We start from the raw sequence: 21,503 nt of genomic DNA on the forward strand, positions 1-21,503 counted from the left end.
TAAAAGAATAAGGAGGTAATCATTACCTCCTTATTCTTTTATATCCACTTTATGAGGATCTTTGTAAATAATTCTTACCATCGCATTCTTTTTTTCATCAGAGGAGAGATTCAGTTTATGCCGTTCCTCCCCGGCCGTTATCACCATTAAGGCTGTGTTAGGCGGAATACTGCCCAGGTTTTCACCCACCATCACTACCTCATGCACCTGGTTTTGCCGCGTTACATATACTTCAGTGGTCACTGCTTTTAAGGATAACATCTGCCGGCTGATCACCGGTATTTTATTCACATATACCGATATGGTATCACCATCAATATGGCCATTGTCATAAAAAGCGATCTTCACAATGCCGGTATCCACATATATCTCTTTTACCAGTTCGATCAGTTTATTATCAATTTTTGGCGGTGGTGGTTCAAAGGAGGATTTCTGGAATCTTGTTAGCACAATGCTTCCCGGCGGGCAGTCGGTGTTTTTATCCAGTGTTTTGCCCGTCCACGAGCCACGCAATTGTTCTTCCTTGCCATCCGTATGGTAGGTAAGGGTAAATTTTTTAATACAGGGGGTACAATCGGCTGGTATGCGGAAGGTGGCTACGCTCAGCTCGTTCAGTAATAAAACCTTGGAAGTGGAGTCAAAACTGCCTTCAAATATTTCTTTTACAAAATTGGTAGTATCGGAAAAATGGTAAGAATTGCCGCTGATCCGGGAGCCGGTCAGGGTAATTTGCAGTTCAATATTATACACCGGAAAACAGCCGCCTGGTTCCATCACCAGTTTCCCTTTCCAGATACCATTGATATTCTGCCCGAATACCATCGGGGCAGTACATAAGAGTAAAAGGAAAAAAGCCGTTCTTTTCATGAAAAATGAAAATAAGCAAATAGCCATTACCAACTGCTATAAATTACAGCAACGGTTATAAAATTATAATAAATGTAACAAAGCCGCTTAGGAAGTTTAAAGTTCTGTGTTTAATGTTTTGGCCACCGTTATGGTTTTAAGTATTAAAGTTGGGACTTTAACCAGTTGATTAATGGACAGAACGATGCAGTGTGCGACGCAACAGGTGATTCATCAGGGAACTGAGGTTGGGTACATAATAAAAATAATGTTTCATAGAACCTTTTAAGTAGCCGCTTCCGGCTTTTAGCTTTAAGCGTTCAGCGTTATATCTTAATTATGGTTTTTCGTACCGCAGCCTTACCATCGCATTTTTCTGTTCATTGGAAGTGATCTGCACTTTATAGGTCTTGTCGCCGGCGTCTACTACCATTAAGGAAGTGTTTGGCGGTATCCGGCCCAGGTTTTCTGCCACCATCACGATCTCGTATTCGTCGCCCTCATTATCCAGGGTCAGGTTAAGGGTAATGGGCACAGTGGATAAACGTTTTTTCGCCAGCATCAACTTATTATCAACATATACCGAGATGGTATCATCATCAATTTCCCCGTTATCATACAATTTGATGGTAACCTGGTTGGTGTTCACTACCAGCGATTTCATCAGCTCGTTGCTCCTTGTTTTCAGGATGGCCGGTTTGGGCACCGGCAGGTTATTGGTATTGGCAACGGGTGGTACCGGCTTCAGCTCCGTTTTCGTGTCAGGTACATTCACCTGTGTGTTTACTTTAGCCGTCGCTTTTTCAGCAGGCTTTTGTACAGGCTGCGTTTTTTGTACCGCTGGTTTATTCACAGGCGGAGGAGTTGTTTTATTGTTTTTTACCGTGGTATTGGTGCTTGTACTGGGCGTTTTAGGTTTTATGGTAGCTGTTTCGGTTTTATTGGTATTGGGCGCATTAGGTTTGGGCCTGGTAACACTGGGCGTATTGCGTAAAAAAGGTTCTACGTAAAAGTTGGACTCTATTACCCGTCTTAAAAAAACCTTACCACCACCGCTCTGGCCCCATTCATAGGGGTTGGGCATGCCTTTTACTTCCGACCGGCCTAAATAAGTGCCTTCCAGGAACTCCTCCTTACCCGATTTGGAATACTGCAGGTCATAATTCATAATGGCCGCACCATCGCCTGTGGAACTTTTAATTTCCACTGTTTTTATCTCGTAAACCCGTAATTTCTTTTTGGCTTTGTCGTAGGTGCCGGTCATGGTAGCTTTACCGTAAAACCGTACGTCTAAGTAGGAGTAGGAAACACCCTGAACGGCATTGGAGGCGTTTCTTTTCACCTGTATTTCCAGGCGGTATTGGTCCCCGTCATCGGTAATAAAGTACCCGCGCCAGATCCCGTCAATATTTTGAGCGTTTGAAAAAGTGGTGAAACCAAGCAAAAACTGGCTTGTTAGCAATATTGATAACAAAAAAAACCTCATAACAACCCAAAACTAATGAATTTGTAACGATTGACTCATTGCACTCCGGAAAGACTTTGTTAATTTTGCCAACTTTTACTACTTTCTTATAATTGGGCAATCAGGCAATTATGGGCAGGTACAGGAGTCAATTTTAATATCAAAAGATTACTGTTAGGTAATACAGACGATTCAATCAGCAACAAATGAATATTACGTTTCCGGATGGTGCGATCAGATCTTATGCCGAAGGGAGTTCGGCATTGGACATTGCCAAGTCTATCTCAGAGGGGCTGGCCAGGAAAGTACTGGCAGCAAAAGTAAATGGTGAGGTTTGGGATGCAACCAGGCCTATAACGGGCGATGCTGCTTTAAACTTACTGACGTGGGACGATAAGGAAGGTAAAACAACATTCTGGCACTCTTCGGCGCACGTAATGGCCGAAGCTATCGAATCATTATATCCCGGCGCGAAATTCTGGGTAGGCCCGCCTACCGAAAACCCTCCCGGCTTTTATTATGATATTGACCTGGGCGATCGCAAGATAACCGAGGAAGACCTGGCCACACTGGAGAAAAAAATGAACGAACTGGTAAAGCAGAACAATGCTTTTGTTCGTAAAGAAATATCGAAAAATGAGGCGGTAGGTTATTTCACTGAAAAAGGGGATGAGTACAAACTGGATTTGTTACAAAACCTGGAAGACGGTGGTATTACCTTTTACAGCCAGGGCCAGTTCACTGACCTTTGCCGTGGGCCACATATCCCGCATACCGGTTTTATTAAGGCCATTAAGCTTACCAATGTAGCGGGCGCTTACTGGAAAGGCGATGAAAAAAACAAACAGCTGACCCGTGTATACGGTGTTACCTTCCCTAACCAGAAAGAGCTGGACGAATACCTGCATATGCTGGAGGAAGCGAAAAAACGCGACCACCGCAAACTGGGTAAGGAATTAAGCATCTATACCATGGATGATGATGTGGGCCAGGGTTTAATTATGTGGTTACCGAATGGTACTGTAGTGATTGAAGAACTGGAAAAGCTGGCCAAGGAAACTGAATCCGAAGCCGGGTATAAAAGGGTGGTAACCCCGCATATTGCCAAAGAAAATATGTACCTGACCAGCGGTCACTTACCTTACTATGCCGACAGTATGTATCCCCCCATGGAAATGGACGGTGAAAAATACTATCTCCGGTCTATGAACTGCCCGCACCACCACAAAATATTTGCGGCGGAGCCTAAAAGTTACCGTGACCTGCCTTACCGTATTGCAGAATATGGTACCGTCTACCGTTACGAACAAAGTGGTGAGTTATTTGGTTTAATGCGGGTACGTTGTTTACATATGAACGATGCGCATATTTATTGCACCAAGGAACAGTTTAACGACGAATTCCGTGCGGTAAATGATATGTACCTGAAATACTTCAAGATCTTTGGTATTGATAAATATGTAATGCGTTTATCCCTGCACTCACCTGAAAAGCTGGGTGTAAAATATGTGAACGAGCCGGAACTGTGGAAAGAAACAGAAGCCATGGTACGTAATGTATTGACGGAGTCCAACATTCCTTTTGTGGAAGTACAGGACGAAGCGGCGTTTTACGGCCCCAAAATTGATGTACAGATTTATAGTGCTATCGGCCGTGAATTTACCCTGGCTACCAACCAGGTCGATTTTTCACAGGGCCGCAGTTTTAAATTACAATACACATCGCAGGATAACAAACCCGAAACCCCGCTGATTATTCACCGTGCACCATTAGGTACACATGAAAGGTTTATCGGTTTCTTACTGGAGCAATATGCCGGCAAATTCCCGGTATGGCTGGCGCCGGTACAGGTAAAGGTGTTGCCGATCAGCGATAAATTCCTGGACTATGCCAAAGAGATCCAGGCCAAACTGAAAAAAGCGGATATTCGTGCCGAGGTAGATGACCGCCAGGAAAAAATTGGTAAAAAGATCCGGGAAACCGAGTTATTGAAAATACCGTATATGCTGGTGGTGGGTGAGAAGGAAATGAATGAAAAGCAGGTGTCTATCAGGCGGCAGGGCAAGGGCGACCTGGGAGCAAAACCGCTGGAGGAGTTTGTGCTGCAGGTAGTAGAAGAAATAAAAGAACGCAGGGCCGATACCCCCGAAGTAACTGCAGGCTAATGACCGTTTGTTGCCGGATAATTTAAATCCGGTAAATAAAAAAAACGGTTATCCAAAAATGTAGTAATTTCAAAAAATAATCAACATAACCAACCTCGTATCCTGAATTGAGGGTTTTAAAAAACAGCAAAAACGTTTACCTGCAGGAGGTAGACTTCATTTAAAAAACGTAAATGGCAGTACCACAAAAACCCGGTGGCGGGTTCAGCAGACCACCCGGCCAGGGCGGATTTAAGCCCGGCGGCGGCGGTGGCGGATTTAACAAAGGCGGCAGAGGCAGGTTTATTCCCCGCAAAGAAGCCGAGCACAGAATTAACCATCATATACGTGTACCACAGGTCCGTCTTGTGGGCGACAACGTAGAGGTAGGTATTTATTCTACCCAGGAAGCGCTTAAAATGGCGCAGGATCAGGAGTTAGACCTGGTGGAGATTTCTCCGCAGGTAGATCCCCCGGTATGTAAGATCATCGACTACAATAAATTCCTTTACGATAAAAAGAAAAAGGAAAAAGAAATGAAGGCAAAGAGCAAGGTCTCCGAGGTAAAAGAGATCCGCTTTACGCCTAATACCGACGATCATGATTTTGACTTTAAAGCAAAACATGCCGAAGGATTCTTAAAAGACGGCAACAAGGTAAAAGCTTATGTACAATTCAAAGGCCGTGCTATCCAGTTCCAGGATCGCGGGCAGTTATTGTTACTGAAATTTGCCGAACGCCTGGCCGAAGTAGGTATCCTCGAAAACATGCCTAAGCTGGAAGGCCGCCGTATGCTGGCCATGTTTGCGCCAAAAGGTAAAAAGAAATAGTATCAAACATACTTCTTATCAAAGCTCCCGTTTACGGGAGCTTTGTCGTTTTTGCCTTTCTGTTTTTCATTAGCAAATTATCAAATCAGCAAATTAACGCATTAGTATTGGGGCTGTCAGCTGTATATCCCTGTTCAGCTATAGTCCCCGCTTTTGGCAGTAGTGCAACGGCTATGCTGCCTATCCCCGGCACGGTGCAGCTACTGCTGCCAATCGGGCAGCCTTTGGGCTTTAAATATAGAATCACTTATTGCTTAATTTTGTGTAATAATGAAATGGTTTATAATATTCGATTTTTTGTTATATTAGTTATGAGTTAAATGACTCCTAGAGTTATGGTGTACTTCATTTTAGAAATTTGATTTATTATCTCAGATGTTAAAAAGAATAAAAACAATGACATATGATAGCTGGGCAAACTTTCTTCAAATAGCTACTGTAATTTTTGCTGCGATACTAATTTGGGTTCAAATTCAGTCAGGAAAAGAAAAGGATTTAGCAGCAAAAGCGGATAAAAAAATAATTGCGGAAATTAACCTCAAAGTCGAACAGGAGTCTTTGAAAAGAATTGAAGCAGAAACAAAATTATTAAACTTACAAAAGCGAATTGCATGGAGACATTTTGACAATGACAAGTTTGTTAGAGTATTAGAAGGGCGGGATAAAGGTAATGTTGAGATTTTATACTTCAATCATGATAACGAAGCTTACTTACTCGCTTATTCTATTTGGATGGCACTTCAAGCCGCAGGTTGGAATGTTAACTCACCAGTGACTGGAAAAAATGACGATCCTTTAGGACATCCTCTCCCGTTTGATTTAAGAGAAGGAGGAATGATAATGTCTGACGATGCTCGGATAATTGTTGCTGTCTCGGATAAGACTGAGCCAAAACCTTATGATAAAAATACACCATTGTCCACACTCTTGGCTGCGTTTGAAACTTGTGAAATAAAATTTATACAGACAATTCCGCATGAACGAATTCGACCTTCTACAGGAACAATTAAAATTATTGTTGGGTCGAGACTATGAAAAATGTGGTTAAGGGCAAAAAATTACTTCTTACAACTCAGCTTAAATTAAGTCGGACTTTATTTGTATCGAATAAGTAATGAAAATAGAGGTAATTATTAATTAAGGCTCCAATAAGACATTAGACGGGCAAAAAAGAGTACTCTCAAAATGCAAACAACAACAGATACATTGGCTTTCAACAGCGGTTACGCCGAAGTAAATGGGCTCAACATGTATTATGAAGTGTACGGGCAGGGTAAGCCCATTGTGCTCATTCATGGCGGTGGCTCCACCATTCAATCCAACTTTGCGAAACTTATTCCCCTGCTGGCAAAAAACAGGCAGGTGATCGCAATGGAACTACAGGCGCATGGCCGCACCAGCGACCGGGATGCCGATTCATCCTTTGAACAGGATGCGGATGATGTGGCTGCACTGCTTAAAAACCTGGGTATTGATAAGGCAGATTTCCTGGGCTTCAGCAATGGTGGTACCACCACTTTACAAATAGCGATCCGTCACCCGGAGCTGGTTGACAAAATGATTCTGGGTTCAGCCCTTGCCAAACGCAATGGTGTTCCGGAATGGTTCTGGGATTTTATGAAACAGGCAACACTCGAAAACATGCCAATCCAACTGCAGGAAGCATACAAACAGGTGGCCCCGGATACCGGTGGATTACAGGTTATGCACGACAGGGACGCAAAAAGGATGGTTGATTTTAAAGATATTCCCGATGAACAGCTTAAGGCAATTAAAGGACCTGCTTTAGTGATCATTGGTGACAAAGATGTAATTACTCCTGAACATGCTATTGAACTATCCCGGAAACTGGTAAGTGCCGAACTGGCTATTATCCCAGGTGGGCATGGGGCTTATATTGGTGAAATAACGACCATAACACCCGACTTTACAGACTCTGACATGGTCGTTCCGATGATCGAAAAGTTCTTAAACAAAAAAGCCAAATGATATAGTAAGCTTATAATAAGCCATGAAGAAAACATTTATTGCAATTATTATTTTTTTCGCCCTAGGACTGATTGCCTGTGCTGGTTCGGATAGTCATGAAAAGGAAAAGTCTACAGAATTAGATAAACAAATTACCCAATCGTTGAATGATTTTGTAAACAGGCCTGTATACAAAGAATTAACAGAACAAATCATTGATACGATACCGGATAATAAATTAATTCAGGTGATTTTTGATAACCTATCTGGGAAACAACCTGAAAATCATCAAAATGTTTATGCCACGGTGATGAGTTGGAATAAATCAAGGCAGGCTATTTACATGATATGGATGTTAGAAGCCGAGGTAAACAATGGTGGTTTTAACCAGTTTTATTTTAACTTCAGCGGACAGTTCTATAAACAGCTTCCGGCCGCTCTAAAACTTGTCGGGGCTAAACAGTTTGCCGGATTAATGCAAAATGCCAACGATCTATTTGAAAAAGAAAACGCCAAAATAACACAACATCAGGACGGAACATTAGAAGGGTTTAGTGAGTCTTATGTTGATAATCCATTAAATAAACTTGATGAAAGATTTTACGATCTTTATAAAAAAGAAAGTTTATCTGAATTACAAATAGCGTACATACGAAGTCATAAGACTGATTTTACAGATAAGTAAGTAATATAGTTGCATAACACCTAACTGTGTAATATATGGTAGATAATAGTATAATATTATGCGAAACTGAACAGGAAGATTTGAATACCTTCTTTCAATTTCAACTGGACCAGGAAGCCAATTATTTAGCCGCATTTACCGCTAAGGATCCCACTGATAAAGCCGCTTACCTGGAGAAATACAGTAGACACCTGGCCGATCCTACTATCCATATGCGCACCATAAAACTGGATGGCGTGATTGTCGGCAGCATCGCAAAATTTATACTGCAGAATGAAGCCGGGCTTACCTATTGGATCGACAAGGAATACTGGGGGCGTGGTATCGCTTCTGCCGCCCTGCATCATTTCTTGAAAATAGAACCGGCCAGGCCCATTCATGCGAGTACGGCATTTGACAATTATGGCTCGCAAAGAGTACTGGAAAAAGCAGGCTTTGTAAGAGTTGGAACGGACAAGGGTTTTGCGAATGCAAGACAGGCAGAGATTGAAGAGTATCTTTATAAACTTGTCTGATATATTTAGTCGCCTATCGTTACGCATTTGCCAAAATGAATTGTATATTTATTCTGTTACACCAATTCCACATCTGCCAATATTATAGTTAAAAAGTTTATGGATATTCCTGTGTTCGATCTTAAGTCACTTAAGAAATACTTTACCGGTTTTTTTGTTGTATCAGTCATTATTGCTGTTCTAAGTTATGTGGCTGTGATTTTTGTTGTTTCCGGTGAGGCCGGCCCTAAGTTAAGACAGATAAATACCTGGTATCTTACTATTCCTCTTTTTGTCTGGACTTATGTACAAAGTCTTAACAGCAAGACAGCATTGAACGAAATATTAGAAACTACCGATTATGAACAACGATTTAAAAAATATGAAGCTCATTACAAAAAAAGACTAGGCTGGAACTTAGTATCTATTGCCCTGACCGGTGTTTTTCTTATTATAACACAAAAGAATTTTGTATTGTATTTTATGATACTACAACTGGTACTCACTTCGGCCTTTTACCCGAGAAAAGCGATCATCGCAAAAGAGTTAAAGGATGATACGATTGTTTTTACCTAGTATGCTTTTTTTACTATATGACTCACAAGCATAGGGCTGAGTAGTTTAACGATAATGCGATAACCAACACTATGAAACAAATTTTAATTATCCTGCTGACTGTTTTGCAGGTGAATAGCTTTGCAAAACCGGACACCACACGGTATAATTTTGATCATACTATAATGACCGTTACCGGTGATTTAAATAAAGATAATTTACCGGATAAAGTAATAGTAACCCAGGACACTTTAAGCGAAACGGCACCATACCAGGTGCAAATATTTTTTAAAAAAAATCCGGGAGCTATAAACTGGTAACGGCTTCCTCAAAAATAATTGAACCGCAATACCCCGAAGGCCGGGGTGGTTATATAACAGGAAATGGCTTTGGGGATGTGACTATCAGGAATGGTACACTAAATATAAACTTTCAATTATTGCGTGGACATTTTGAACATACATTCAGGTTTCGTAACGGGAATTTTGAATTGATAGGCTTTTCCATGGTAAATGCGAATGGTATCGGCGAGATGACTACCACAGATTTTAACCTGTCTACCGGCATCAGGGCCGAAAAGACTGAGCGATCAGACAATGGTAAGATACTAAGTAATACCAGGAAGAAAATATGGATAAGGCCGCTGCCCAAACTGCAGGACCTGGTACCAATGGAAAATGAGTTTTATTGAAATAGTGGTTAGTTATAGTATGCTATAAAATCTAAATCCTGACGGATTTTGCGGTTAGGGTACCAGTTGGAAAGTTATAAAAAGTAAAACCTGATTAAAGCTGCATATATGGTTTATTCTTTGTTTAGTTAACAACATGGCATTACGATAATCACTTAACTTTAGCGTATTATTTTACCTTGGTTATTAACTGATGCAGGTTATAAATTACTACCCTTCGGTTGGCCATATGCAAAAATGTATAACGATGAAATATCTAATTGCCGTTGCGCTGGTTTTAAGTCTTTGTATTAACCGTAATGATCCGCCGGCGGCTTTTGATCTGCCCGCGGAAACAAAAATTAAAACCGGCGCAGAGCAAACCGATCTGTACCTGCCTTACCTGAAAGGGAAAAGGGTAGCGTTGCTGGCTAACCAGACCACGATCATTGGAGAAAAACACCTGGTGGACAGTCTGCAATCATTGGGCATTGATATTAAAAAAGTATTTGGTCCTGAACATGGTTTTCGTGGTAATGCGAGTGCAGGTGTTGTAGTATCAAACGAAATAGATAAAACAACGGGTATTCCTATTATCTCCTTATACGGCAAAAAAAATAAACCTACCAAAGCCGATCTGGCCGATGTTGATATCGTTATTTATGACCTGCAGGATGTGGGTTGCCGTTTTTATACCAATATCAATGCACTGTCCCGGTTAATGGAAGCCTGTGCAGAAAACGGTAAAGAATTGCTGATACTTGACCGGCCTAATCCCAATGGTTATTTAATTGATGGCCCCATACTGGATATGAAATACAAATCGGGTATTGGTATGTTCCCCGTGCCCATGTCGCATGGACTGACCGTTGCCGAATTTGCCCAGATGGCGAATGGCGAAGGCTGGCTTACCGGTAAAGTAAAATGTGCGTTGAAAATTATTAAAGTGGCCAACTATAACCATGATATGCCCTATGTACTGCCGGTGAACCCTTCGCCCAACCTAAATACGCCTCAGTCTATTTTACTATATCCCTCTACCTGTATGTTCGAAGGTACCTACCTGAATCACGGCCGCGGTACGCAGTACCCATTTACCGTATTTGGCAGTCCTTACCTGAAAGGTAAATATGATTTCAGTTATACACCAACCAGCATTAAAGGAATGTCGGAAACGCCGCTGTTCATGAATCAGCTTTGTTATGGTCTTGACCTGCGCAATTATGATGTTGAAAAATTACGTAAAACGAAAAAGATCAACCTGCAATGGATCATGGAGCTGTATAAAGCATCACCCAATAAGGAGCAGTTCTTTAAAAGCGAATTAAGCAAGGAAATGGGGGTGATTGAAAGACTGATCGGCTCCGGTTTATTCCGCCAGCAGATCATTGATGGTAAATCTGAACAGGAGATCCGGGCAAGCTGGGAGCCTGGTTTAAGTGAATATAAAACCATGCGTAAAAAATACCTGCTGTATCCTTAATAGGCTGGTCTCGGATAATTATTCATTATTAGCAAAAACGGAAAGGAAAAAATGTCAAGGCTTATTTGCTCATTGCTTATTGCCAGTTTATTTACTGTTAATGTATTTGCACAAACCCTGGTGAGTGATACAATACCTTTAACTATTAATGAACAGAATACCATTTTTGTAAAAGCGGTTTTTAACCGGCAGGATACGTTTAACCTGAATTTTGACACGGGCACAACTGAGCTGGTACTTACCAATCAGACCCTGAAAAACAGGTTGAAGGGTACAACAAAATTATACGACACTTTTTACAACCTGGAAATAGGCAGCCGTAGTTACCAGTCAAAAGTGTATGATGCGGAACTTACCGGACATGGTACGGACGGGCGTTTTGGCTGGGACCTGTTTAAAGATAAAGTGGTGGAGCTGAACTACGACAAAGGATTAATGGTAGTGCATGAGCGAATGCCCGGGCAGGTAATAAATGATAATACCTATACAAGGCTTGCGATAAACTATTTTGACAATGTTTTTACCGTGCAAAGCAGTATGATACAGAACGGCGTAACCAGTAAGGACTCCTTCCTGTTTGATACCGGTTACCAGCGTACAGCCATGCTGGACAATGACCTGCTGCAAAAAGCAGGTTTCCCTGTAGAAACAATGGAAGAGATCAAAAAAGTGGTCATGAAAGGGGCGAAGGGGAATGAGGTACCGGTGATCACATCTAACCTTGAAAAATTAATGATAGGGAACTATGCCCTGCAGGATGTTCCGGTACAACAGATAACGGGCAGTAAACCGATGCGGGGACATGATATTCATATTTTAGGAAATGAAGTATTGAAACGGTTCAATACTTTCCTCGATTTTACCAATAAGGTGATTTATATGAAGCCGAATAAATTATACGATGTGGAATATGTAGAGAAGAAGAAAAATGTATAGTTGTCCATAATCCCTTGCACTATCCTTCATACAAAATTTTAGGGTTCTGTTTTCTGCATTGAACATATTAAGACTTACTACTATCTCACATCTTATCCCCAAAAATCACCCGTTTTGGGGGAGTTCCGGGAAATTCCCTGTTTTTATTATGAATGGTTACGAATGATTCGCAGGAATAATCTATTTTGGGCGTCTAATCGTCAGATTTAACTGCTTATTAAGTAGCTATTTACGTCACATGGGATTCAAACTTGGTAAAATACAGGCCCTTTAGGTTGTTTTGGTAAAGCTTTTTGCATTATTAAATCCTTTAGCTGTTGTTACTGCGGTTGATAACCGTAAAATTAAGTGGCTGCTTGGTTGGTAGCGTAGTTCTTATTATTTTATCAAACCGTTTTTTTCACTTCAAAAACTAGCTATGCATAAGGTTTTTATCGGAGCAATTGCTTTGCTTACCACTGCTACAGTTGTTGCTCAAAGACCGGGTCAGTCTGGTCGCCCGCCTGCCGGTGGTGCTGCCCCTGATACGGCAAAAGGTCCTGGCATGGGCGCTCGCCCCACTTCAGGTCCAAAGGCTTACAGAGATGTAATTACTGCCAAAGCCAAAACGTCTAAAGGTATGTTTGATGTTCACTTTGTGGACAACAAGTACTATTTCGAGATTCCCGGAAGTTTATTAGGCCGCGAAATTTTAACCGTAGCCCGTTTAGGAAAAGCGCCTACCGGTTTAGGCAGCTATGCCGGTGATGCCATTAACCAGCGCACCATTGCGTTTGACAAAGGTCCCGGCGACAAAATTTTCCTGAAACTGTTATCATTCATTGAAACAGGCCGTGACAGTACCGAAGGGATGTACAAAAGCGTACTGAACAGTAACGTACAGCCTATTGCTGCTGCTTTTGATGTAAAAGCTTTCGGCCGTGATTCTTCTTCTTACGTTATTGACGTAACTGATTTTATTACCGGTGATAATGATGTATTCTTCTTTTCTGCCGGTTCTAAAAGATCCATTGGTTTGAGCAATGTTTTTGCAGACCGTTCTTTTGTGATCTCTACAAAATCTTTCCCTACTAACATTGAAATTAAAACCCAGAAAACCTACAACCGTACCCCAACAACCAGTGGTGCAGGTGGTGGTGGTATGATGGGTGGCGGTAGCTCACAGCCTGTTACCTACGAACTGAACACTTCGCTGGTATTATTGCCTAAAGTACCGATGAAACCCCGTTATTTTGATGACAGGGTAGGTTATTTCACTACACAATCCATTACCGATTTTGACATTAACCCACATGGTATTGAGCGTTTCCGTTATATTGCCCGTTACCGTCTGGAGCCAAGAGATGAGGATGTAGAAAAATACAAAAGAGGTGAGCTGGTGGAGCCTAAAAAACAGATCGTTTATTATATTGACCCTACCACGCCTAAAAAATGGATACCTTACCTGATTGCAGGTGTAAACGACTGGCAGGCTGCTTTTGAAAAAGCCGGCTTTAAAAATGCCATCGTGGGTAAAGTAGCGCCTACTTATGAGCAGGACAGCACTTTCTCCCTGGAAGATGCCCGCCACAGTGCTATTGTTTACAAACCTTCCGATATTCCTAATGCCAGCGGTCCGAATATTCATGACCCACGCAGCGGTGAAATTATCGAAAGCCACGTAAACTGGTACCATAATGTAATGAGCCTGGTGCGTAACTGGTATATTGTACAAACCGGTGCTGTTGACCCTGCTGCACAAACGATCAACCTGAGCGATGAGCTGATGGGACAATTGATCCGTTTTGTAAGCAGCCACGAAATTGGTCATACACTGGGTTTACGTCACAACTTTGGTTCTTCATCAACTGTACCGGTTGAAAACCTGCGTAACAAAGCATGGGTTGAGGCCAATGGCCACACACCTTCTATCATGGACTATGCCCGTTTTAACTACGTAGCACAGCCTGAAGATAAAATTTCCCAGGTAGGTTTATTCCCCCGTATCGGAGACTATGACAAATGGGCTATCGAATGGGGTTACCGCTGGTTACCTGATCAGAAAACTGCTGATGACGAAGTTGCTGTGTTAAACCAACGCGTTATTAAAGAGTTAACCGCCAACAAACGTTTATGGTGGGGTGATGGTGAAGGCAACAGGGGAGATCCCCGCAGCCAGACTGAGGACTTAGGCGATAATTCAATGAAAGCAAGCTCTTATGGCTTGAAAAACTTAAAAAGAATTATTGTTAAGTTACCTGAGTGGACCAAACAACCTAATAAAGATTACACTGAGTTAGCAGAAATGTACAGCCAGGTTACCAGCCAGTTTGGCCGTTATATTGGTCATGTTACCAATAATGTAGGTGGTATTGAACGTACACCAAAACGTGTAGAGCAGGCGGGTCCGGTTTATGGATTTACAGCCAAAGCCACACAAAAAGAAGCCGTACAGTGGGTTAAAGACAATGTATTTACTACTCCAACATGGGTTATCCAGGAAAATGTAACTGCCCTGACCAACCAAACCCCTTTAACTGTTATCGGTGGTTTACAGGAAAGAGCGATCAGTGGCCTGGTAAATGTAAGCACTATCAATAATCTGTTACGCTTTGAATCGGAAAGCCCTGCTACAGCTTATACTGCTACAGAGTTACTGACTGATGTAAGAAAAAGCGTTTTCAGCGAACTGGCTACACGTAAGGCTACGGATGCTTACCGCAGACAATTACAGAAAAGCCTGGTGAATAAACTGGCCGACCTGGTGAAAGTAACACCTCCACAGCAGGTTAACCTGGGCGGCTCTTTTATCTCTCTTTCTTCAGGTTTTGATAAAAAGAGTGATGGTCCTTCTTTAATTAAAGCACAATTACGCACTTTAGCAGCTGAAATTAAAGCAGCAACGCCATTGGTAACCGATGCGGCCACTAAAAACCATTTACTGGATTTACAGGACCGTATTAAGGAAGCTTTAGAGCCTTCTAAATAAAAAGACTTATAAATGTTTGATAAATAATTGGTTATAATTTTTAATCTTTTCTTTGTCAACATTTTAAAGTGTATTATCTTTGCAGCCCGAAATCTAACAGGTTTCGGGCTGTTTATTTCCTGAAGAGGCTCCACAAGCATCCCCCCGTGGGGAACGCCTCAAGGGTATCATTTATAATTACAAGGTAAAATGCCTAAAGTAAAAACAAACTCCAGCGCAAAAAAGCGTTTTAAAGTAACCGGCACTGGTAAAATCACTCACCAGAAGAGTTTCAAACGTCACATCCTGACAAAAAAATCAACCAAGCGCAAACGTGCTTTACGTATTGACGGAACAGTAGCAAAATCTAACGAAAACTTTGTTAAACGTTTATTACGTCTGAAATAATGGAACCCGGTTCACATTATTGTTGATTCATTTTTAAATTTTAAACTCTTTATAATATGCCTCGTTCAAAAAATGCAGTAGCTTCTAAAGCACGCCGCAAAAAAATATTAAAACAAGCCAAAGGCTTTTACGGTAAACGTAAAAACGTATTAACCGTTGCCAAAAACGTAGTAGAAAAAGGTATGACCTATATGTATGTAGGTCGTAAACTGAAGAAAAGAGAGTACCGTGCTTTATGGATTGCCCGTATCAACGCTGCCGTTCGTGAAGAAGGATTAACTTACTCTGTTTTCATTAACAAATTACAACAAAAAGGTATTGAGTTAGACCGTAAAGTTTTAGCTGACCTAGCTATGAACAACCCGGAAACTTTCAAAAACCTGGTTAACTCTGTAAAATAATTTTACAGGTTATAAAATATACAAAGCCGGCTTTTAAGCCGGTTTTTTGTTTTGGGACCGGCCATAGTAATACTATTGATCGTCCCTTGCGTAGCACACTTGTACTGTATATCGCTTATCAGCAGGGGGACGTCACCTCGACGCAGGAGAGGTCTCCTGAACAATCGTCATTTTTAAAACAAAAAATACCCCTGCTGCCTGCATGACGGTGTCTTGGACTGCTGAATGGTTCGTGAGACACGAACCATGGCACTTGAGAGACACGAACCATGGCCTCGGGCCATAAATCCTACATCTTACATCAGCAATCTTAACTCTGTACTATCCCTGACGGGCTGCCCGATGCGCAGGGGCAGTGCGCAGTGAAACGAAGCACCGGAGCGTTGCCTGCCGACAGCCCCAAATCCTAAATCCTAAATCGAAAATCTTAACTCGAAAATCCCTTCTCCTGCCTGCTGCCGGATTTTTAATTTTTAATTTCCAGTTTTTATTTTTCAATGTTATAATTTTGCTCCTTTATTAATAAAATTCATCACAGGAAAAAGCGTTCGCCGTTATGCGGGCATCATAACATGAATAATACTTACCACGACCTGGTTAACCAAACATTTAATTTTCCGCAGGAAGATATTAATGTAAAAGATGGCCACTTGTTTTTTAATGGTTTGGATATAAAAGCTTTGATTGATAAGTATGGTACCCCCATGAAGCTGACCTATTTACCCAAGATAGGCATGCAGATCAACAAGGCGAAAGAGATGTTTGCCAATGCCTTTAAAAAACACCGGTACGAAGGCAATTACTTTTACTGTTATTGCACCAAGAGCTCGCATTTTTCGTTCGTGGTAGAAGAAGCATTGAAACACCAGATACACCTGGAAACTTCCTATGCTTACGATATTGAGATCATTAAGAAATTATACGAGAAGAAGAAGATCAATAAAGACATCCATATCATCTGCAACGGTTATAAGGATAAAGGTTATACCCGCCGTATTGCCAGCCTGATCAATAACGGTTTTCATAATGTAACACCGGTACTGGATAATAAAGATGAATTAAAAGAATATGCCAAAACGGTGAAAGTACCATTTAAACTGGGTATCAGGGTAGCGGCGGAAGAAGAACCTTCTTTCCCTTTTTATACCTCCCGTTTGGGTATCAGGGCTAAGGATATACTGGAGTTTTATGTGGACAGGATTGAAGGCTATGAAAGCAAGTTCCAGTTAAAGATGTTACATATTTTCCTGAACAAGGGTATTAAAGATGATATTTATTACTGGAGCGAACTGAATAAAATTATCAACCTGTATTGCCAGTTAAAGAAAATTTGCCCTGAGCTGGATTCCATCAATATCGGTGGTGGTTTCCCCATTAAACATTCGCTGGGCTTTGAGTACGACTACCAGTTCATGATCAACGAGATCGTGCGGAATATTAAAGTGGCCTGTAAAAAATCGAATGTGCCGATGCCGAATATCTACACCGAGTTTGGCAGCTTTACCGTTGGGGAGAGCATGGCGCATATTTATAAAGTTACCAGCGAAAAGGTACAGAACGATCGTGAGACCTGGTATATGATCGACTCATCCTTTATTACTACCTTACCGGATACCTGGGGTATTGGAGAGAAGTTTTTAATGTTGCCCATTAATAAGTGGCACGAGGAATACCAAAGGGTAGTGTTGGGAGGCATTACCTGTGATAGTCATGATTATTATGATTCGGAGGAACATATAAATGAAGTGTTTTTGCCCAAGGTGAATGCCGAAGAGCCTTTGTATGTTGGCTTCTTCCATACGGGTGCCTACCAGGACCAGATAAGCGGTTACGGGGGTATTAAACACTGCCTGATCCCTTCGCCACAGCATATTATTGTGGAGCAGGATAAGAATGGTAAGCTGGTAGACTGGGTATATGCCAAACAGCAAACCGCCCAAAGCATGTTGAAGATATTAGGATATATGAAGTAACCTGTTGGGGTTACTTTGCCAGGAACTTTCGATAGGGTAGCAGGGCTACTTTATCGAAAGTTTTTTATTTTTATGCCTTACTATATTCTATTCCTTTCAATTATTTACCATGGCCACTCAACCTGTATTTACCATATCGTTACAGAACGTTCATTTCAGGGCTTATCATGGATTGTACCCGCAGGAGAGGGTAGAAGGAAATGATTTTATTATTAACCTGGCGGCCCAATATTCCACCGCTAATCCGCAGATCGTATCACTGGACGATACGATTGATTATGGTGCTTTGTACGGCATTGTACAGGAAGTGATGGCCCGGCCTGTTGACCTGCTGGAGACAGTGGTGCAGCAAATTGCTCAATTAATATTAACGCAATACCCGCAGGTTTTGGAAGTGCGTGTATCGCTGGAAAAAACAAAACCACCGATCGCTGATTTTAATGGTAGCGCCGTGGTGGAAATTAATCTTGTTCGCTAACTTTTTTACCTTATGTTTATACCATAAACCCATTTGATAAATACCCGCTGATCTTATGACCCGAAAACTATTCTTTACAGACCAACAGCAGCCATTGGTAGCTAATATAAAATGGCTGGTCATCTTTTGTTTTTTATTACGCCTGGTATTGTTCTTTACCTCTTTTGTGTCGGCGGAGCTGGGCGAATCGCGTATATTCATTAACAGTAACTTTTTTGTACTGACTACCGGCATCTGGGGCGCTTATTTCCTGGCCCGTAAAAAGTGGCTGCCCTTTGTGATCATTGCTGCATTTGTTTTTACTGACCTGCTGCTCAAAAGCGATATAAAAATATCACTGGACTATTACCTGAGTTATATAATAGATAAAAATACCGACACGATAAAAACCTGGACCGATCGCTTTTTTATGGCCGGTTATTTTATCCTCATTCCTTTGTTATATGGTAAAGCGGAAGGTATTAAGGGACGTAAAGCCTGGTTATATACCTTTTTGATCGGTATTGTGACCATTGTTACCGTAGAGAATGCCAACCTGGGCATACTGGAGCGTATGGATGTAACCGGCGCCTGGCAGGAAGTATTGTATTATTTGCTGCTGAGCATATTGTACACTATTAAGGATATAGCTTTTTTACTGGCTTTTTTACATCTCTTGTTCCGGGTAAAGAACAGGTTACATTTCTTACACCTGCCGGCGGAGATAAGTATGGAACGCAAACAATTTTTTCCTGCTTTTTTTGTGGGCTACAGTGTGTTTGTGTTCTCGGCTATGACACTTGCCTTCACTTTTATAAAAATGAGCTTTTCCTTTTTTTTTAATAGCAACTGGTTTATTTATTTTGAAGCGGCCTGTATTGCTTTACCCATATTGGTGAGTGCTTATTTTATTGGTAATGCCATTCAGCGCAGGAATGAGCATTTGGGTAACTATTATGGTTTTTTTGCTTTTATCAGCTGGACGCCGGTGGTGAATATTATAGGTTACCTGGTAATGGCTTTTGTGGAAATGAAGAGCTGGGTGAAGGCAAAACCAAATGACCTGGCTGGCAAGCAAAGATTGCTGCATACTGTTTTATCCTGTTTGTTCATCCTGGCTTTATACCTATGGATGTTTCGTAATACACCGGGTTACAGCGATGTTATCTCCGGTACCATCCTGTACAGCATAGTTACTTTTATACTGGCTTATTTTAACCGGAAGGTATTACTGATGGCCATACTGGCGTCCTGTTATTATATTGTCAGCGATGCATTGGCATTATCCAAATATTATGACGATCCTATATGGAAGCTGCTGGGAGATAAACTGGAGATGGAAAGTTTACTGCTTGTTATCTTTTACTCCGTTATCCACTATGGTATTTTTTATATTGTGCATAAGGCTCTGTACCGGGAAACGGATATAAGCGATAGTTTACCTGCAGAAACGATCACCGTAACGGAGTAGACTATTTTTTTCTTACTACTACAGCCACATCCTGACCAAAAACGGCTTTATACAACTTAGTATCTACACTGTACTCACCGGTTTCTGTTGCCGTATACGTAAGCGCAAGGGTTTCGTATTTTTCAAGGTAACCACTCTTTTTATCGTAGCTGGTATTGATCATGGGCCTTACCGGCAATACCCGTACTTTGTCGTGGAATACTGATTGGTCTTTTAACTGTATATTGATGCCAACGGAAGCAATGATCTCTTTTTTCTCTTCCGTGGTTTGTTCTTCATTTTCTTCTTCCTTATCCGGTTCAACGCCGGTGGTCTGTAGCCATACACCGATCTTATCACCTTTTTTCAAGGTAATAACAGCAGAACTGTTAATGTATACTTCGTCGCAGGGGACAGTGTCCACTGTTTCACCTACAGGATTGCAGCCACTGATAAGGGTAATTACCAGGCAGGCTAAGATCAATATATACTTTGTGCGGAACATGCTTAAATTTTTGATTGGATCAATTGAATCAGTTGGGCATAAGCGGCCTGGTCAAAAGGGTTTACCTGGTCATCGCTGATATCTAACCACAACAGGAACTGTTTATTATTTTTGGTAACCGGCGCCAGCAGGTGGTAACGCTTACTGCTATTAATATTGGAGGAAGGAACCACCTCCAGCACCATGATATTGCTGCCATCCGGCAGGGGTGGTAAGCTACGCATGATGCTTTCCTGGCGCCAGAAGTTGATAAAATTCATATCAACGGCATCACAGAGCTCGGCAAGCGTTGTAACCGGTGTGGCCTGGTTCAGAGGCAAAGAGCTGATATAAGTGCTGATCTGTCCCGATAAGGAGGCCGGCAATAAATGCAGCACAGCGCCCTGGGGGAATAATTTATAGCTGACATAACTTTTGTCATCTAAAAATACGGCTGCCTCTTTTTGCAGGGAATGAATAGTTTTGGCTACTATTTTATACTGCGCTTCGTTTAACTGGTTGGCAAAAGGCTGCGTAACTGTAGTAGTAGCATAGTTATTTAAAAAATATTGACCATGTTGTGCCAGTTGAAAAGCAAGGCGTACCGTTTCTTTTTTTGACAGCCCTTCGGCTTTACATTTTGCGTAATAAAAGAAACGGTTGCCGGCTGTGGTATCTGAAGAGAAGCTGAATACAATGATGTCGTCAAAAGAACCTACACCAATATAGTTGGTCGCATCTTCATAAATCAGCTTTGCAACACGATCGTAATTGTTTTCTTTAAAATAAGAAAGTACGTCTTCATTTTTGACCGGCGTACGGGCAATCACGATATTCTCCTTGAAATCATATTTGTCAGATAAAGTAGGGATCAGGTCATAAGCTTGCATACGGAGGCCTGTAGTAGCTGTGTTGCCGGTCGTATCATCTGTTTCGTTGTCATCTGTATTTTCCCACTGTTCCAAAAAAGGCAGGGTAATATCCGGGGTAGATTCTTCGTAATAATAGAAGAGGGGAATACGAACATGTAAACCTTCTTTGGTGGATAAGGCCTGGGTTACAGGAGTACTGCCCAGTATTTCTTTCCTGATGCCGGCAATAGTATCCGCATGAATGAAAGGTTCCAGCTGGAATACTATTTCTTCATCTGTGGCCGCATCATCGCGGGAAGCATTGTTGCAGGCCAGCAGGGTGGCAATTGCCAATAAAGAAAGTACAGATCGTTGTATCAATAGGGTGCAATTAAAAAGGCGCATATACCAAAAATATTAAACGGAATGTTACTGTACAAAAAAAGAAATACAGTA

At 41.6% G+C, this 21,503-nt stretch carries 21 protein-coding genes; 17 read left to right on the forward strand and 4 right to left on the reverse strand.

All coding sequences use genetic code 11. The features are described 5' to 3' along the window. Positions 1–30 precede the first annotated feature (30 nt). Both ACFS6H_RS14455 and ACFS6H_RS14460 read right to left on the reverse strand, forming a co-directional pair. Positions 31–867, reverse strand: coding sequence for a hypothetical protein (locus tag ACFS6H_RS14455; RefSeq protein WP_386100219.1), 837 nt, complete (start codon positions 865–867; stop codon positions 31–33). A gap of 316 nt (positions 868–1,183) precedes the next feature. After that, a complete protein-coding gene (locus ACFS6H_RS14460) occupies positions 1,184–2,290 on the reverse strand; it encodes a hypothetical protein (RefSeq protein WP_386100222.1) in 1,107 nt (368 codons plus the stop codon). 227 nt (positions 2,291–2,517) lie between these two features. On the opposite strand from ACFS6H_RS14460, the gene thrS reads away from it, so the two are divergent. The 17 genes from thrS (at position 2,518) to ACFS6H_RS14545 (ending at position 19,733) form a co-directional block, all read left to right on the forward strand. Then, a complete protein-coding gene (gene thrS / locus ACFS6H_RS14465) occupies positions 2,518–4,476 on the forward strand; it encodes a threonine--tRNA ligase (RefSeq protein WP_386100225.1) in 1,959 nt (652 codons plus the stop codon). A 173-nt stretch (positions 4,477–4,649) separates the two neighbouring features. After that, positions 4,650–5,285, forward strand: coding sequence for a translation initiation factor IF-3 (gene infC / locus ACFS6H_RS14470; protein ID WP_386100228.1), 636 nt, complete (start codon positions 4,650–4,652; stop codon positions 5,283–5,285). Between the two features lie 375 nt (positions 5,286–5,660). Continuing rightward, positions 5,661–6,320, forward strand: a complete 660-nt coding sequence (locus ACFS6H_RS14475; protein WP_386100231.1) for a hypothetical protein — start codon at positions 5,661–5,663, stop codon at positions 6,318–6,320. Positions 6,321–6,470: 150 nt separating this feature from the next. Beyond that, positions 6,471–7,274: an alpha/beta fold hydrolase gene (locus tag ACFS6H_RS14480; RefSeq protein ID WP_386100234.1), complete on the forward strand. Its 804-nt coding sequence runs from the start codon at positions 6,471–6,473 to the stop codon at positions 7,272–7,274. 22 nt (positions 7,275–7,296) lie between these two features. Continuing rightward, positions 7,297–7,938, forward strand: a complete 642-nt coding sequence (locus tag ACFS6H_RS14485) for a DMP19 family protein (protein WP_386100237.1) — start codon at positions 7,297–7,299, stop codon at positions 7,936–7,938. A gap of 35 nt (positions 7,939–7,973) precedes the next feature. After that, the gene (locus ACFS6H_RS14490; RefSeq protein WP_386100239.1) at positions 7,974–8,453 is read left to right on the forward strand and encodes a GNAT family N-acetyltransferase; all 480 of its coding nucleotides are present in this window, start codon (positions 7,974–7,976) and stop codon (positions 8,451–8,453) included. 99 nt (positions 8,454–8,552) lie between these two features. Next, positions 8,553–9,008 carry a hypothetical protein gene (locus tag ACFS6H_RS14495; RefSeq protein WP_386100242.1) on the forward strand — a complete coding sequence of 152 codons (456 nt, stop codon included), beginning with the start codon at positions 8,553–8,555 and terminating at the stop codon, positions 9,006–9,008. 71 nt (positions 9,009–9,079) lie between these two features. Then, positions 9,080–9,307, forward strand: coding sequence for a hypothetical protein (locus ACFS6H_RS14500; RefSeq protein ID WP_386100245.1), 228 nt, complete (start codon positions 9,080–9,082; stop codon positions 9,305–9,307). Between the two features lie 119 nt (positions 9,308–9,426). Next, positions 9,427–9,678: a hypothetical protein gene (locus ACFS6H_RS14505; RefSeq protein WP_386100248.1), complete on the forward strand. Its 252-nt coding sequence runs from the start codon at positions 9,427–9,429 to the stop codon at positions 9,676–9,678. A gap of 247 nt (positions 9,679–9,925) precedes the next feature. Beyond that, complete coding sequence (locus tag ACFS6H_RS14510) at positions 9,926–11,140, forward strand: exo-beta-N-acetylmuramidase NamZ family protein (protein WP_386100251.1); 1,215 nt, start codon at positions 9,926–9,928, stop codon at positions 11,138–11,140. Between the two features lie 51 nt (positions 11,141–11,191). After that, positions 11,192–12,076, forward strand: coding sequence for a hypothetical protein (locus tag ACFS6H_RS14515; RefSeq protein WP_386100255.1), 885 nt, complete (start codon positions 11,192–11,194; stop codon positions 12,074–12,076). Between the two features lie 418 nt (positions 12,077–12,494). After that, the gene (locus ACFS6H_RS14520; protein ID WP_386100258.1) at positions 12,495–15,044 is read left to right on the forward strand and encodes a zinc-dependent metalloprotease; all 2,550 of its coding nucleotides are present in this window, start codon (positions 12,495–12,497) and stop codon (positions 15,042–15,044) included. A gap of 189 nt (positions 15,045–15,233) precedes the next feature. Beyond that, positions 15,234–15,431 carry a 50S ribosomal protein L35 gene (gene rpmI, locus ACFS6H_RS14525; protein ID WP_386100261.1) on the forward strand — a complete coding sequence of 66 codons (198 nt, stop codon included), beginning with the start codon at positions 15,234–15,236 and terminating at the stop codon, positions 15,429–15,431. A gap of 56 nt (positions 15,432–15,487) precedes the next feature. Further along, on the forward strand, positions 15,488–15,832 hold the full coding sequence (gene rplT, locus ACFS6H_RS14530; protein ID WP_386100264.1) for a 50S ribosomal protein L20: 345 nt from the start codon (positions 15,488–15,490) through the stop codon (positions 15,830–15,832). Between the two features lie 572 nt (positions 15,833–16,404). Then, positions 16,405–17,805 (forward strand): arginine decarboxylase, encoded by a 1,401-nt coding sequence (locus ACFS6H_RS14535; protein WP_386100267.1) that lies wholly within the window; start codon positions 16,405–16,407, stop codon positions 17,803–17,805. Between the two features lie 109 nt (positions 17,806–17,914). Next, on the forward strand, positions 17,915–18,283 hold the full coding sequence (folB, locus tag ACFS6H_RS14540) for a dihydroneopterin aldolase (protein WP_386100271.1): 369 nt from the start codon (positions 17,915–17,917) through the stop codon (positions 18,281–18,283). A gap of 55 nt (positions 18,284–18,338) precedes the next feature. Next, positions 18,339–19,733: a hypothetical protein gene (locus ACFS6H_RS14545; protein ID WP_386100273.1), complete on the forward strand. Its 1,395-nt coding sequence runs from the start codon at positions 18,339–18,341 to the stop codon at positions 19,731–19,733. A 1-nt stretch (position 19,734) separates the two neighbouring features. Here the strand turns inward: ACFS6H_RS14545 and ACFS6H_RS14550 are convergent, their stop codons facing one another. Beyond that, a complete protein-coding gene (locus tag ACFS6H_RS14550) occupies positions 19,735–20,217 on the reverse strand; it encodes a hypothetical protein (protein ID WP_386100275.1) in 483 nt (160 codons plus the stop codon). A gap of 2 nt (positions 20,218–20,219) precedes the next feature. After that, a complete protein-coding gene (locus ACFS6H_RS14555; RefSeq protein WP_386100277.1) occupies positions 20,220–21,428 on the reverse strand; it encodes a hypothetical protein in 1,209 nt (402 codons plus the stop codon). Positions 21,429–21,503: the final 75 nt, after the last annotated feature.

The sequence above is a fragment of the Terrimonas rubra genome, assembly GCF_042686025.1.
GTDB classification, from domain to species: Bacteria; Bacteroidota; Bacteroidia; order Chitinophagales; family Chitinophagaceae; genus Terrimonas; species Terrimonas rubra.